The organism is Thiomicrorhabdus aquaedulcis (assembly GCF_004001325.1).
GTDB classification, from domain to species: domain Bacteria; phylum Pseudomonadota; class Gammaproteobacteria; order Thiomicrospirales; family Thiomicrospiraceae; genus Thiomicrorhabdus; species Thiomicrorhabdus aquaedulcis.
In genome coordinates this window covers 131,427-145,265 of record NZ_AP018722.1, presented here as the reverse complement: position 1 = coordinate 145,265, position 13,839 = coordinate 131,427, and the positions used below count along the sequence as shown (strand labels likewise).

At 48.5% G+C, this 13,839-nt stretch carries 13 protein-coding genes; 7 read left to right on the top strand and 6 right to left on the bottom strand.

The genetic code is table 11. From position 1 onward, the window contains the following. The first annotated feature begins 76 nt into the window (after positions 1-76). Genes xthA through EP181_RS00555 form a run of 4 tightly spaced genes read left to right on the top strand, consistent with a single transcriptional unit; the run spans position 77 to position 4,058 of the window. The gene (gene xthA, locus EP181_RS00570) at positions 77-898 is read left to right on the top strand and encodes an exodeoxyribonuclease III (RefSeq protein ID WP_127469932.1); all 822 of its coding nucleotides are present in this window, start codon (positions 77-79) and stop codon (positions 896-898) included. A 14-nt stretch (positions 899-912) separates the two neighbouring features. Further along, a complete protein-coding gene (locus EP181_RS00565) occupies positions 913-1,599 on the top strand; it encodes an FAD-binding oxidoreductase (RefSeq protein ID WP_127469931.1) in 687 nt (228 codons plus the stop codon). Continuing rightward, positions 1,599-2,657 (top strand): phospholipase A, encoded by a 1,059-nt coding sequence (locus EP181_RS00560; RefSeq protein ID WP_172959649.1) that lies wholly within the window; start codon positions 1,599-1,601, stop codon positions 2,655-2,657. Before EP181_RS00565 ends, EP181_RS00560 begins: the two co-directional genes overlap by 1 nt. A 45-nt stretch (positions 2,658-2,702) precedes the next feature. After that, positions 2,703-4,058 carry a GGDEF domain-containing protein gene (locus EP181_RS00555; protein ID WP_127469929.1) on the top strand — a complete coding sequence of 452 codons (1,356 nt, stop codon included), beginning with the start codon at positions 2,703-2,705 and terminating at the stop codon, positions 4,056-4,058. Positions 4,059-4,201: 143 nt separating this feature from the next. Here EP181_RS00555 and EP181_RS00550 read toward each other — a convergent pair whose 3' ends face one another. The 4 genes from EP181_RS00550 to hemC all read right to left on the bottom strand — a co-directional run bounded on the left by EP181_RS00550 (position 4,202) and on the right by hemC (position 8,797). Next, positions 4,202-5,377 (bottom strand): heme biosynthesis HemY N-terminal domain-containing protein, encoded by a 1,176-nt coding sequence (locus tag EP181_RS00550; protein WP_127469928.1) that lies wholly within the window; start codon positions 5,375-5,377, stop codon positions 4,202-4,204. Positions 5,378-5,398: 21 nt separating this feature from the next. After that, positions 5,399-6,856, bottom strand: coding sequence for a hypothetical protein (locus EP181_RS00545; RefSeq protein ID WP_127469927.1), 1,458 nt, complete (start codon positions 6,854-6,856; stop codon positions 5,399-5,401). Positions 6,857-6,925: 69 nt separating this feature from the next. Further along, positions 6,926-7,846 carry a uroporphyrinogen-III synthase gene (locus EP181_RS00540; RefSeq protein ID WP_127469926.1) on the bottom strand — a complete coding sequence of 307 codons (921 nt, stop codon included), beginning with the start codon at positions 7,844-7,846 and terminating at the stop codon, positions 6,926-6,928. A gap of 3 nt (positions 7,847-7,849) precedes the next feature. Further along, the gene (gene hemC, locus EP181_RS00535; protein WP_127469925.1) at positions 7,850-8,797 is read right to left on the bottom strand and encodes a hydroxymethylbilane synthase; all 948 of its coding nucleotides are present in this window, start codon (positions 8,795-8,797) and stop codon (positions 7,850-7,852) included. Positions 8,798-8,981: 184 nt separating this feature from the next. On the opposite strand from hemC, the gene EP181_RS00530 reads away from it, so the two are divergent. The 3 genes from EP181_RS00530 to EP181_RS00520 all read left to right on the top strand — a co-directional run bounded on the left by EP181_RS00530 (position 8,982) and on the right by EP181_RS00520 (position 11,747). After that, positions 8,982-9,542: a thioredoxin family protein gene (locus EP181_RS00530; protein ID WP_232023452.1), complete on the top strand. Its 561-nt coding sequence runs from the start codon at positions 8,982-8,984 to the stop codon at positions 9,540-9,542. A gap of 70 nt (positions 9,543-9,612) precedes the next feature. Then, positions 9,613-11,016 carry an argininosuccinate lyase gene (argH, locus tag EP181_RS00525; RefSeq protein ID WP_127469924.1) on the top strand — a complete coding sequence of 468 codons (1,404 nt, stop codon included), beginning with the start codon at positions 9,613-9,615 and terminating at the stop codon, positions 11,014-11,016. Positions 11,017-11,054: 38 nt separating this feature from the next. Further along, on the top strand, positions 11,055-11,747 hold the full coding sequence (locus EP181_RS00520; RefSeq protein WP_127469923.1) for a pseudouridine synthase: 693 nt from the start codon (positions 11,055-11,057) through the stop codon (positions 11,745-11,747). Between the two features lie 125 nt (positions 11,748-11,872). Here EP181_RS00520 and EP181_RS00515 read toward each other — a convergent pair whose 3' ends face one another. Next, a complete protein-coding gene (locus tag EP181_RS00515; protein WP_127469922.1) occupies positions 11,873-13,252 on the bottom strand; it encodes a GGDEF domain-containing protein in 1,380 nt (459 codons plus the stop codon). Positions 13,253-13,314: 62 nt separating this feature from the next. Beyond that, complete coding sequence (locus tag EP181_RS00510; protein ID WP_127469921.1) at positions 13,315-13,833, bottom strand: adenine phosphoribosyltransferase; 519 nt, start codon at positions 13,831-13,833, stop codon at positions 13,315-13,317. Positions 13,834-13,839 lie beyond the last annotated feature (6 nt).

Genomic DNA, 13,839 nt, shown 5'->3' with positions numbered 1-13,839 from the left:
GCCTGGCTACTTTTTAAACGCAATGTACGCTATAATTTTGAGCTATTTTGACTCTTAAAAACCGCACGGAAACTCCATGAAAATTGTGTCTTTTAACACCAACAGCGTTCGTTTGCGCATTCATCAACTGGCTCTGTTAACTCAAACGGTTGCCCCCGACATTATTGGTTTGCAAGAAACCAAGGTGCAAGACCACGAGTTTCCGTTGGCCGAAATTGAGGCGTTGGGCTACAAAGCGATTTTTATCGGTCAAAAAACCCATTATGGCGTGGCGTTATTGTACAAAGACAACATTGAGTTGCTAGAGCACCAAACAGGCTGGCACGACGACGGCGAAGACGCGCAAAAACGCATGATTATTGGCGACTTTAAACTGCCCAATGGCGAACAAATTAGGGTTATAAACGGCTATTTTCCGCAAGGCGAAAACCGTGAACACCCCATTAAATTTCCGGCCAAAGAACTGTTTTATAAAAACTTAATGCACTATTTAACCACGCAGTGTTCGCCCCAACAGCCGATGGCGGTGATTGGCGATTTTAATATTTCGCCCACCGATTTCGACATTGGCATTGGTGAGGCCAATCGCAAACGCTGGCTTAAAGACGGCAAAACCAGCTTTTTACCCGAAGAGCGCCAGTGGTGGTCAGACCTGTTAAATTGGGGATTATTTGATACCTTCAGAACCGTAAACCCCACCACAAACGAGGTGTTTAGCTGGTTTGATTACCGCTCTAAAGGCTTTGAAGCCCAACCACGTCGCGGCTTACGCATTGACACCGTGCTGGCCACCGCCCCACTTAACGCCAAGGTGATTGCAAGTGCGGTGGGTTACGACATTCGCGCACTCGAAAAACCGTCCGATCACGCACCGGTTTGGACCGAATTTAAACTTTAACTTTAAGGATTACCATGAGCAACATGAGCGACTTTCACACCCTTAAAGTGGTGCAAATTCATCCGTTTACGCCAGACATTATTCAACTGCTGATGAAACCGGATTTTCCGATTGCTTACAGTGCAGGTCAATATATTATGCTGGGGTTTGAGCAGAACGATTTAAAACCGTTTTCAATCGCCGCCGCGCCGCGTGACGACGGCTTAATAGAGTGCCACATTCGTGCCCAGGCCGACAGCGACTGGATGAACAGGTTGTGCGCTTTGCAAGCGGGCGATTGCTTGATTATGCAAGGCCCCAAAGACCAAATGCGCGTGATGCCCGCGCATCAACCTATTGTGTTTGTGGCCGGCGGCACCGGCTTTGCGCCGCTTAAAGCGTTGTTAGAAGAGTATTTGCGCCAACACACGCAAGTGCCACTGCATTTTTACTGGGGCGCGCGCCAAGTCAGCGATTTGTACCAGCACCAAACCTTACAGGCCTGGTGCAATACTTACGCCAATTTAAACTATGTGCCCGTGGTGTCACAACCCGATGATGCTTGGCACGGTGCCACTGGTCTGGTGCATCACCAAGTGCTTAAAGACATGCCTACACTGGCGCACAAAACTGTTTACTTATGTGGCCCATGGCCGATGTTGCAAGCCGCCAAAACCGATTTTTTAGCCGCCGATTTAGATTTACAGGACTTTTTTCACTGATGAACTTACTTTCTTACACCCCATTTAATCGACTGATATTGGGTTTTGTGGTTGCCAGCGCACTCAGTGCATCGGCTTGGGCGCAACCCTTAAACACCGTCGTAGACGTGTCCACTGACTCAGACAATCAAGGCAAAAACCTGGCCGACGTAGTGCCCACGGGTTACGACATTTGCGTCAATAACCTGCTGTTTAATGGCAACGACACCTTAACATTGGGTGAAATTAGAGCGCAATGCGCCGAGGCCACCGTGCCCGACCAACCACTGAGCAAACGTCGTTTAAACGAAGTGCTCACCGAAAAAAACCCCTTTGTGCTCACGCCGCACCGGTTAAATTATGCCTTGCTGGGGTATTACGTACCCAAAATAAACAAAGAACCGTTTGAAGCCGAATCGGGCAAAGCGTTGCGCTATCAAGACTTAGAAATGCAGTTTCAGTTGAGTTTTAAGTTTCCGATTATTAAGCAATTAGAACTCTTTAACAACGAAATTGACGTGTACGCCGCTTACACCAACCGCTCGTTTTGGCAAGTATTTGATGACAAAGACTCTATTCCGTTTAGAGAAACCAATCACGAACCCGAACTGTGGGCCGAAATTCACGCCGATTTAGACTTTTTTGACTACAACTTACACAAAGTGTTATTGGGCGTAAACCACCAATCCAACGGTCAATCCGAAACCTTATCACGCGGCTGGAACCGCGTCTTTGTGCAAGCGCTCTTGCAAGCCGACAACAGCTATTTAAGCTTTAAAACCTGGCAACGCTTTGAAGAAACCGATAAATTTGACAACAGCTTTGACTACCAAAAATATCTAGGCGATTTTGAAGTGGAAGGCGTTTATAAATGGGATCAACATTCGTTTGGCGTTACCGCGCGCAACCGTTACGATTTAAACGAATACGGAGCATTGCAGCTAGACTACACCTACCCTTTAACCAAACGTTTAAAAGGCTATGTTCAAGTATTTAGAGGCTACGGTGACAGCTTAATAGACTTAGACCACCACACCAATAAATTTGGCGTGGGCATTGTGTTGGCCGACCGCATATAAGCGAGTTGCTCCACCGCTTAAACACACATTAGAATAGGATTTGCCATGGCACAGCACACCCCATTTAAAAAACTGTTTATTAAACAAATGCTCATGGCCATTGGCGTAGCGTTTAGCGTAAGCTTTTTATTAATCAGTGTGCCTGCCTATTGGGTGTTGCAACAGTCTATTAAGACCGAAATAGAACAGCTAAACCACCTGGGTTATGCGGCCATTAAAGCGCATTTAACGACTGGCTGGAAAACGGACAACTTAAACAAAGTCTATCAGCAGTTACACCAAACCCTGCCCAACGCGGGGTTTTATTTGCAAAAAGCCCCAGCGTATCTTTCGCCTAATGACAGTCAAGTTGAACCTACCAATCCTGACACCGCCTTGCACTTCGCCTTGATTAAGACCGTTGAACGCAATCTTAAACCCATTATTGACATTCAACTTTTAAACGGCTCAGTGCACGCCGCCCTGCCCATTGTATTTAGAGCAGATTGTTTGGTTTGCCACGGTAAAGAAGTCGCCCAAAAGACCATGACCCAAGGCGGATTAGCCGGCACGCTGGTGTTTCACGCACCGCTGTCCATTAATCGCATCTCATCCACCTCGTTACTGGCTTTTTTTGCGCTGTTTTTTGCGCTGTTTGTCAGCATGGCCGCGTGGGTCACCAATCGATTGATTCAAAACCAATTTTTAGTGCCGCTGTCGCATCTGTCGGCTCGCATTAGTCGTTTACGACTGTCAACCCATCAACAATCCATCGACTGGGCGCGCACCCCGCAAAGCATTACCGAAATTGACGCCATCGACAAAGACATTACCGAGCACTTGCAAACCATTCAAGGCATTTACAGCAAGTTAGACGCGCTGGTAGTGACCGAGCACGAAACCGGTCTGTTTCACAAAGAACGCTTTAATGAGGTTTTAAAATACGAACTGTTTAGAAGCCACCGTTTTCAACAAGCGTTTTCGTTAATGGTGGTAAAGCTTTTGCAGGTTAAACCGCTTAACGGCGCGGCGCGTGCGTTACAGCAACAACAACCGGGGGTGACTTATCAAACCTTTGGGCACATGTTACAACAGCACATTCGCCAAACCGATTTGGCTTTTAGACTGGACGAGCACCTGTTTGCCATTATTGCGCCCAATACACAACAACAGGGCGCACAACAATGGCAAGCACATTTTAGCGAATTTATATTGCATCAAGCCGCCAGCCAATCCGTTAAAAACGGCTCTACCGACCTTGCGGCGTTTAAATTTACCGTAAGCATTGGCATCGCCAGTCACGATGAAACCGAGGCTAACCTGACCGACAGCCAGGGTGCTAAAGCGTTAATGATGGACGCGTTAAACCAACTTAAACACGCCACACCGCTCACCTTAACCCTAGTGGCCAAAACGCTTTAACCGCTTTAAGCTCTTTAAAACGGTTTTAAGCATATGGGTTAGATGCCGTATCGTAGCACGGCATGACGGCTTAAAATTACCCGATAAACAAAACAACCAGGCCTGGTTAACTTACATTAACGCCATGTAACGCTCACGCTTTATTAACTCTTTTTCTCTAGCTGTAAAATGGCTTCTTTATACGTGAGCGCGGCTTGCGAATCTTTGCCTTCGGCCTCGTAACATTGGGCTAACGCATGAAACGTTTCTATTTGTGGGCTTAAAATTAAACTTTGCTTTAGGTAGCTTTGCCCTAAACCCCACAATTGACTGCTGCTCGCCAAACGTCCAAGCGTGAGTAAAAGCACTGGATTTTGTTCGTGTTCTTTCAGCCATTTTTCGGCAATTTTAAGGCGTTCAAAGGCAGGTCCTAGGGTAATTCGGCCGTATTGATACACTAAACGGTCGCTCCACTGACGCTTTAAAACCTGTTCAATTAACGCCGCCAGGCCGTTTTCTTTGCCCCAACCCATGCGCTGTTCTACAAATTCGGCCAACACGTCGGGCATGGCGCGTTGCTTTATGCTTAACTCGCCCCATAAAACATCCAGTACCTCAACCGTATGCGCAGTGGCAATTTTACCGGCCAGCAGTTGTTGTTCTATGGCCTCTAGCGCACTGGGTTCTAGGGCGCGAGTTTTACGAATTTTGGGCAACAGCGCCTCTAACCTTGGCCAGTCGCCTTGTTGACGCAACGTGTGCGCCAGTTCGGCCAAAATAACGCCGTGCTTGGGCTGCTGTTGGTGCAAGGCCTCTAAAATGGTTAACGCCAATTTGGGTTGGTGTTCGGACAGCAAACGCGCTTCAACCAAGCCAATGGTGGCGTATTCGGCCGGATACGCTTCTCGCGCTTGTGTAAGGTAGCGATCACGGCGTTCGTAAGCGGTTTGATTGTGTGCCATCTTGGCGGCGCTTAAATAATGAATTAATCCGGCTTCGCTGAGTTTTGCGCTTTTAATCAACTCTTTTTCGGCGGTTTGCCAATCGCCATACTCTAATGCAATCATGCCTTTGGCCATGGTGCTTTGCGCTCTATTGTTGCGATTAACTTGGCGACGTTGCTGCCACGTTTTGGGCAAACGCCACACAGCCCCCAACACACGCACGGCCACATAGCCCACTAAAAAACCCACTACGGTTAAAGCCAATAAAAAACTCAAACTGGTTTCTAACACCCAGTCGCCCCACACCATTGACACCTTGCCGTTGTCGTACAACATTAAGGTTGCCAGCACACTGCCCACTAAAAAGACGCTGGCCCAAATAATAATTTGTTTCATGCTTGCTCTCTTTTTTGCATTTTATTGCGCTATGGGTTGAGTAGACGATTGCGCGCTGGGTGACGTCGTTGAGGACGCTAACGCCTGGGTAATCGACAAAGGTGCACGCTCTTCAAAGCGCACTTGGCTTAAGGTTGCAAGCCAGGGTTCAAAGGCGACCACATGGGAATTTAGGTATTGCTCAACTAGGCGCTTTAAATCGACTAAACCGGCATTTAATGCACTTTGTGATTGGGTTTGCAGCGCCCATTCTAGGCGTTCAATTAGCAAAGCCAGACGTTGTAAAATTACGTCGTGCATTAAAATCGCCTCCACTTGGGTAAGTGACTGGCTGTCGTCACGTTTTTTAAGGCTCATTAATTCGTTCAACTTGCCCAGCAACTGCTGAGTGGCTGACGCGCTGTCTAAGGTTTCGCCAGCCGACAACGTGCCATTGGCTAAGGTTTGACTTTGCGGCTCAGGTTTGGCGGAGCTGTCATTGGTTATTTTAGGTTGTAGGGGCAAATTGGCCATAGCGGTTTTTAAGCCTTGAATTGCGCTGTTTGGCTGATTAGCAAGGTGACTGGTTTGATTAGCTTGCATTTGCAAATACACCAGGTCTTGACCGATTAGTCGTGCCAAAGCGGTTTTTTGCGCCAACGCACTGCGCTCTAATGTGGTTTCGAGCGCCAACAATTGCACGCGCGTTTGCGCGGCCGCTCCGGTTAACTGCCATTGCAGGTTAATTTGGCTAATCCAATCTTCAACTTGCAACGCGCTTAACGGTTGCACGTTAATGGCCTGAGTTGGGTTATTTTGTTGGCGCTGTTGTGTAAGCCGTTGTTCTAGCTGTTGTGCAAAGTGCTGTTCCATTTGTTGAACTTGCTGGGTAATGCTGGTTTTAAACGCGTCTAACTCTGCGCTATTAACACTCTGAACATTCTCAACACTCTTAACACCTTCAACACCCTCTTGACCAGGCCTGGTCAAAGCAGTTGCAAGTTCGGCATTAATGGCCGAGCTTATGGTGGCCTGTAGTTCGGGTTTAACGGTGTCGTTTATTTGAGTCGTAATATGGCTATTAATGCGTTCGTCTAGCTGAGCCAGCAGGGTTTGCTGTTGTGTGCTTATTCCCTGACTGTCGGTTTGCAACTGCATTACTTGGGTTTGCAATGTATTGATATTGTCTACCAACCAATCGGTGTCGGGTCGAGTCCACACCAAGGTAAGCAACCCTGCGCCCAATACACCTGTCCAAATGAGCGGACGCTGGTATTTTTTAAACACCGAGCCTTTTACAGTCACTTTAGCGCCGGACGAATCGGGAGCTTTTGAAGCCGAATACGCTTTGGCGCGTTGCATTTGCTCTTCAAATAATTTGTCTGCTGCAACTTTATCGGCTTTATCTGCTTTATCGGTGGCGGTATTTGTTTCAAACTCGCCTTCCAGTACCGGGTCAATAACGCGATGTTGTGCATGAGGAATAATGGGTTCTGACATAGTATTTTAACCTTGTACCTTGTAATAACGATGTAACAGGATAACGTAATAAGACGACGTTAAAAGCGTCTAACTTGGGAGTCTAGCATTTAAACTCAATTCAATGCTGTGCATAATGCCTGGCGCGCTGGGTGAACACACGTAAAGCGTGCCTGGCCAGCCGCGAGCGTGCAATGCGTTGGCAATGCGTTGGCTAAACACCAGCGTAGCGTACACAAAACGCCAGTCGGTGGTGTCTGGCAACGCACGGGCTAAACATTCAAAACTTTCCCAACTGGTCAGCACTAAAATGGGGAGCTTGGCTTGGGTAAACGCCTGCCAACTGGCCATACAAAACGGCGCGCACACCCGCTTATACAGCGCCACACTGTGCAAGTGCGCACCGCGCTGTTGCAAGGTGGTGGCAATTAAATCACGTCCACCCTCGCCTTTTAGCAACCCAATGATTTTTCCCTTAACCTGCGCGGCTTGCATGTTAGCGTGCGCCAGCAGGGTTTCGCTGTCAAACTTAGGGGGTTGTGCATTAGGCGTTTCTAGGATTTCTAATGTTTCTAATGTTTTTAAATTGGGTGTTTTTAAACCCACCAGGCCTGGTAGCTTGGGTTTAGGCGATTTAAGCGGTTCTAAGCACTCTAAACACGCAACCGAATCCAGCGCCTGCATAAGCAACCCAGCGCTTAACCCCGCTTGCCATGTAGCCGCGCCAATGGCGTAACACGGAGTGTTTTGCGTGGCCTCGCGTACAAAAATGGGGCTGTCTTTAAACGCTGTTACCGCATTAACGCTGGTAAAAATCAGCGCCTCGCACTGCGTTATCTCCGCCCATTGCGCATCCAACACCGCACTTTGCTCAATGGCCAACAATGGGCAAGGCAACGCCAAACCATTCGCCTGCGCCACCAACGCATTTAACTCGGCGGCCTGATGCGCAGGGCGCGTATTCAGCAACGTAAAGCGTGCCGCACCCAGCGGCTTTGCCGGCAACGTCATGGCCTAGCCTTTGGTTAAACCGCTGGCGTACACTTCGTCCAAAATGGCTTTGGCACCTTGCGCCAACAACTGTTCGGCCAATTGTGTGCCCAGTAGTTTAGCGTCACTCGCGCGGCCCTGAATGTGAGCGCGCAAAATTTCCGAACCGTCTAAACGCCCCACTAAGCCTCTAATGGTGATGTTTTGCTCGGTGGCGTCCAACTCGGCAAACACACCAATGGGCACTTGGCAACCGCCTTCTAAACGGTGGTTCATGGCACGTTCGGCCACGGCTCTAATGTGTGACGCAGGGTGATTAAGCACTTTAATAAGGTCTAACGTGGCGTGGTCTTTGGCAAAGTATTCAATTCCCAACGTGCCTTGGGTGACAGCCGGCAAACAAATTTCGGGAGCAATTTCGTGGCGAATGCGCTCGTCTAACCCCAAACGCTGTAAGCCCGAGGTAGCCAACACAATCGCATCGTACTCGCCCGCGTCAAGTTTGCCCAAACGCGTGCCCACGTTGCCGCGTAAATCGCGCACGTCTAAATCGGGTCTAACCGCCATTAACTGTGCTTTACGGCGCAAGCTGGACGTACCCAAAACAGCCCCTTGGGGCAAGTCGTCAAACTGGGCGTAAAGGTTGGACACAAACGCGTCGGTGGGCGCGTGGCGTTCTAAAATAGCGCCCAACTCAAAGCCTTCGGGCAAACTCATGGGCACGTCTTTTAACGAATGCACCGCAATGTCGGCATCGCCGGCCATCATGCGTTCTTCTAATTCTTTGGTAAACAACCCTTTGCCGCCAATTTTGGCCAACGGCACATCCAAAATTTTATCGCCCTGCGTGCTCATAGGCAGCAGGGTAATTTCCAATCCTGGGTGCGCGGCTTCAAGTTGGGCTTTAACAAATTCGGCTTGCCACAAAGCCAATGGGCTTTTACGAGTGGCGATTCTTAGGGTTTTTTTCATGTAGGTATCCGTTTTAAACCGTTAAAATAAACTGACCAGGCCTGGTTAGGCCTTTTGAAATGTACTGTAAACGCTGTAGAAACGTTATGGATTGTCTAATCGCTTCATTTTACTGAAAAACCCCACAAGGTTTTGGTTAAAATAGGCAATTATTGTTTTACTCACCTTAATCAAGGCCAACCTCATGATGTCAACCCAGCTTTTAAAACCCTATCTGTTAAGCGTTTTGCTGTTTATGTTGGGCGTAAGCGGCTGTAACTCGGCCGCGCAAACGCAAGAAGGTCACCTACCCGAACTGGCCAATTTACAAACGTTGGGCGAGCAAGCCCGTCAAGCGCAACTGCCCATTGTGCTTATGTTTGGCGCGCAAGCGTGTCACTATTGCGACGTGTTATCAACCGAAATTTTTAACCCCATGACCTTAAGCGGCTTATACGAAGGCAAAGTGGCGTTTATACGCCATGTGGGCATTGATGAAGATGCGCCTATTTTAGATTTTAACGGCCAAAGCATCGTTAAACGCGAATGGGCCGAAGCACTGCGCACCGATTTAACGCCCACAGTGGTATTTTTTGACGGCACAGGCAAAGAAATCGCGCCCCGCATTGTCGGCATTCCCGAAATTACCCTGTACATGGAGCTGGTACACCAAGGCATTAACGCCGCCTACACCAATATGGGGCTCAATCGCCAAATTCCCAGCACGCCCGACCAATTGGCGCAGCAACAAGCACAACAGCCGTAACCATAACCGTGACCGCCGACAGAACCCCACTTATTCCTAAAAACCACCGCATTCAGAGAACCCAATTCCCATGACCACCAGCAATCAGCACAACCAAGAAAAACTTTCTAGCGCACGTTTTAGCGAGTCCACCGACGCTTTTGTAGAAGCCTTTACCGCGTCCATTCAGTTTGACCATCGCATGTACAAACAAGACATTCAAGGCTCTATCGCCCACGCCAAAATGCTCACCAAAGTAGGCATTTTAAATAATGCCGAGCTTAACGACATTGAAAACGGTTTGGCGCAAATTCAGGCCGAAATTGAAGCCGGACAGATGCAATGGTCTATTAAGCAAGAAGACATTCACATGAATATCGAAGCGCGTTTAACCCACTTAATTGGCATAACCGGCAAAAAACTGCACACTGGGCGTTCGCGTAACGACCAAGTCGCCACCGACATTAGACTGTATTTACGCGACGAAATTGACCTAATTCTGCCCGAACTTAACCGCCTGCAAACCGGTTTAGTGATGTTGGCCGAACGCGAAGCTGACACCATTATGCCCGGTTTTACCCATTTGCAAACCGCCCAACCGGTCACCTTTGGCCACCACATGTTGGCGTGGTTTGAAATGCTAAAACGCGACGTTGAACGCCTGCACGACTGCCGCAAACGCGTCAACACCCTGCCGCTGGGTTCGGCTGCATTGGCCGGTACCACCTACCCGATTGACCGCCAATACACTGCCCAACTGTTGGGGTTTGAACGCATTACCGAAAACTCGTTGGACGGCGTATCCGATCGCGATTTTGCCATTGAATTTACCCATGTGTGTGCCACATTGATGATGCATTTATCGCGTTTTTCAGAAGAGTTGGTGTTGTGGTCATCGGCGCAATTTCAGTTTATTGACCTGCCCGATCGCTTTTGCACCGGCTCGTCTATTATGCCGCAAAAGAAAAACCCCGACGTACCCGAGTTGGTACGCGGTAAAACCGGCCGAGTGTACGGTCATTTAATGAGCCTGCTGACACTCATGAAATCGCAGCCCTTGGCCTACAACAAAGACAATCAAGAAGACAAAGAGCCGCTGTTTGACACCGTAGACACCGTGCGCGGCAGTTTGCGCGCTTTTGCCGACATGATGCCGGCTATTACCGTTAAGCGCGACATTACCTACGCCGCGGCCAAACGCGGGTTTTCGACCGCCACCGATTTAGCCGACTATTTGGTCGGCAAAGGCCTGACGTTTCGCGATTCACATGAAATAGTCGGGTTGGCTGTGGCACACGGTTTAAAAAGCGGCCAAGACCTATCCGAAATGCCTCTGGCAACCCTGCAAAGTTTTTGCGACCAAATCACCGACGATGTATTTGAAGTGCTTACCCTAGAAGGCTCGGTGGCCGCGCGCGACCATTTGGGCGGCACTGCACCCAATCAAGTGCGCGCCGCCGTAGCGCGCGCTAAAGTCGTTTTGGCGCAAGGCTAAGCGTTTCAAACCATAGCTACTAAAAACAGAGCAAATCTATGCGCCTAGACCGTTTTTTAACCAAGCAGGCGCAGTTTTCGCGCCAGCGCATTTTGCAACTCATCGCCCAACGCCAAATTACAGTTGACCAAACAGTGGTCAGCAGTCGGCTGCACCCAGTAACCGCGTTTTCGCACATTTACATTAACGGCCAACCGCTTAAAGCCAATGCACCCGCGCGTTATTTTATGATGAACAAACCCGCTGGCATTTTAAGCGCCACGGTAGACTCACAGCACACCACCGCGTTAGAGTTACTGCACCAAACTGACACCACCGGCCTGCACATTGCCGGGCGCTTAGACCGCGCCACCACCGGCTTGCTTATTATTACCAACGACGGCCAATGGTCGCGCCGACTGACCGAACCGCGCCAAAAAATTCCCAAAACTTACCACGTGCACACCGCCTACGCCCTATCACCCACCACCCAAGACGCGTTTGCACGCGGCATTTTGCTCAAGCCCGAACACATCACCACCCAACCCGCACAACTCACCTGGCTTACGCCACAAAGCGTTTACTTAACCATTTACGAAGGTCGCTACCACCAAGTAAAACGCATGTTTGCCGCCGTAGGCAATCGCGTAACCCAACTGCACCGCGTATCCATGGGCACCATTGTGCTAGACGAAACACTCAAAGCAGGCGACTACCGACCGCTCAACACCGCCGAGATTGATTCGATTTAAAATAAAAATTTTATGTGAAAAAAAAGGGTCTGACCAGGCCTGGTCAAACCCTTTTTTACTCATTATTTTTATCTTAAATGGTTTCACGTGAAACACATTCTTTTGAGACTCTGTCTTTAGGCTGTCTAAGCGTTCATTTTTCCAAACTCAACCACTTTGTCGCGGCCGGTTTGTTTGGCGTGATAGAGTGCTTGGTCGGCTTTGTCAATTAATGCCATTTCGTCGCTTACGGTTACTTCGGGATACGAACAGACGCCGATGCTCACACTTAAATTAATGCGCTGTGACCCTTCCATTAATACGGTGTCTTTTACCTGATGTCGAATGCGTTCACAAATGGGCGTGGCTGATGCGGCCGACGCGCCGTACAAAATCATTAAAAACTCTTCGCCACCGTAACGCACCACAATGTCGCCTTCGCGCAGTACTTCTTTTAATATTTTAGCAATCATTACAATGGCTTTGTCGCCCACTAAATGACCGTAGGTGTCGTTGACGCTTTTAAAATGGTCAATGTCAATCATGGCGACGCTTAAGGGCGATTGCTCGCGCAAAATGCGTGAAAAATCTTCTTTTAAACGTCCCATTCCAAAGCGGCGATTGTACACATTGGTTAGACCATCAATGGCGGCAAGCTTTTGAAACTTAGAGTGAACCAGCGCGTTATTAAGCGCCAAACCAATGCTGCGGCTAAACAGTTGCAACACCAGCTCGGTGCGATTATCGGCCATTTTAGCGCCCGTTGCCGCCACCAATGCGCCCAAATGAACACCCTTAAACTCAATGGGTTCAATAAACACTTCAGACGGCTGAAAATGCGTAAGCACTCCGTCAAGCTGTACGTTTTTAGGCATTAAAATTCGCGTTGATTCGCCTTTATTGATGCTTCTAACAATGGCATCGTGGTCAGACAAACTGTCAGCCGACAAAATACCTTTACTGGCCACCACTTCGATTTGAGCGTTTTGCATAATTAACACCGCACCCGCTTCAATGTGGGTGGACTCAATCAGTAGGCTAATCGCTTCATCGGCCAAGGCCGATACTTCTAGGTTTTCGGACATGGCTTTTGAAAATCGGCTGTACACTCGCTCGGTTTCGTGTGAGTCAATTAAGGCGCTAAGCAGTTGATTATAGGCGTGCGCGCTTACGCCAATTTCGTCGTTGGACACCACATCAATATGGCAAAGGTCTTGGTTGCATTTAGCCGAATAATCGATAAGATTTTTTTTATGCAGGCCGTCGGCAATGTCTTGCATTTTATGCGACAGCAGTTTTAAGTGCGGCCTAATGACCATTGAGATTAGTAAAAAGCTAATTAAACCAACAAGTTGCCCGGCTATTTGGGTGACAATGTAAAAATGCCAGTTTAAAACTTGTTCGGCCGCAAAGCCGTACCACACCAAAAAATGTGGAAACGACAAGCCAATAAACACGCCCACGGCTTGCATGTAAATAAACTGATCTAAAAAAATACTGCGCGTTAAACGAGGGATTTTAAACATGTTGCATCCATTGATAAGAGTGTAAAGCCAGCACCAAACTAGGGCACGTTAACCAGGCCTGGTTACTCTTTAATTTGAATCACTGAGCGTACGATCATGCCGTTGTAACTAAAACTGTTTAAAGCGGCCAAATCAATTAAGCAGGCCATGCCTGCCACAGAATATCCCACGGTTTCACACAATTGTGCGGCCGCGCCCATCGAGCCGCCAGTGGCAATTAAATCGTCTAACAACAAAATACGACTGCCATCGCCTTTTTGCATCTCTAAGGTGTCGGTGCCATACTCTAAACCATAGTTAACCGAGGCGCATACATTGGGCAACTTGCCGGGTTTTCGTACCTTTATAAAGCCTTTATTGTGCTTGTAGGCCAAGGCCGCCGCAAAAATAAATCCACGCGACTCTATACCAGAAACCGCATCAATACTGTCCCATTCTTGCAGGGTAAACAGGTCGCTTAAAGCGTCAATTGTTTCTTTAAAGTGGGTTTTTAGTAACGGCGAAATATCGCTAAATAAAATGCCGGGCTTAGGAAAATCGACCACCGAAACTAAATACTGCGCCAAAGGATGCTGTGACATAAAACA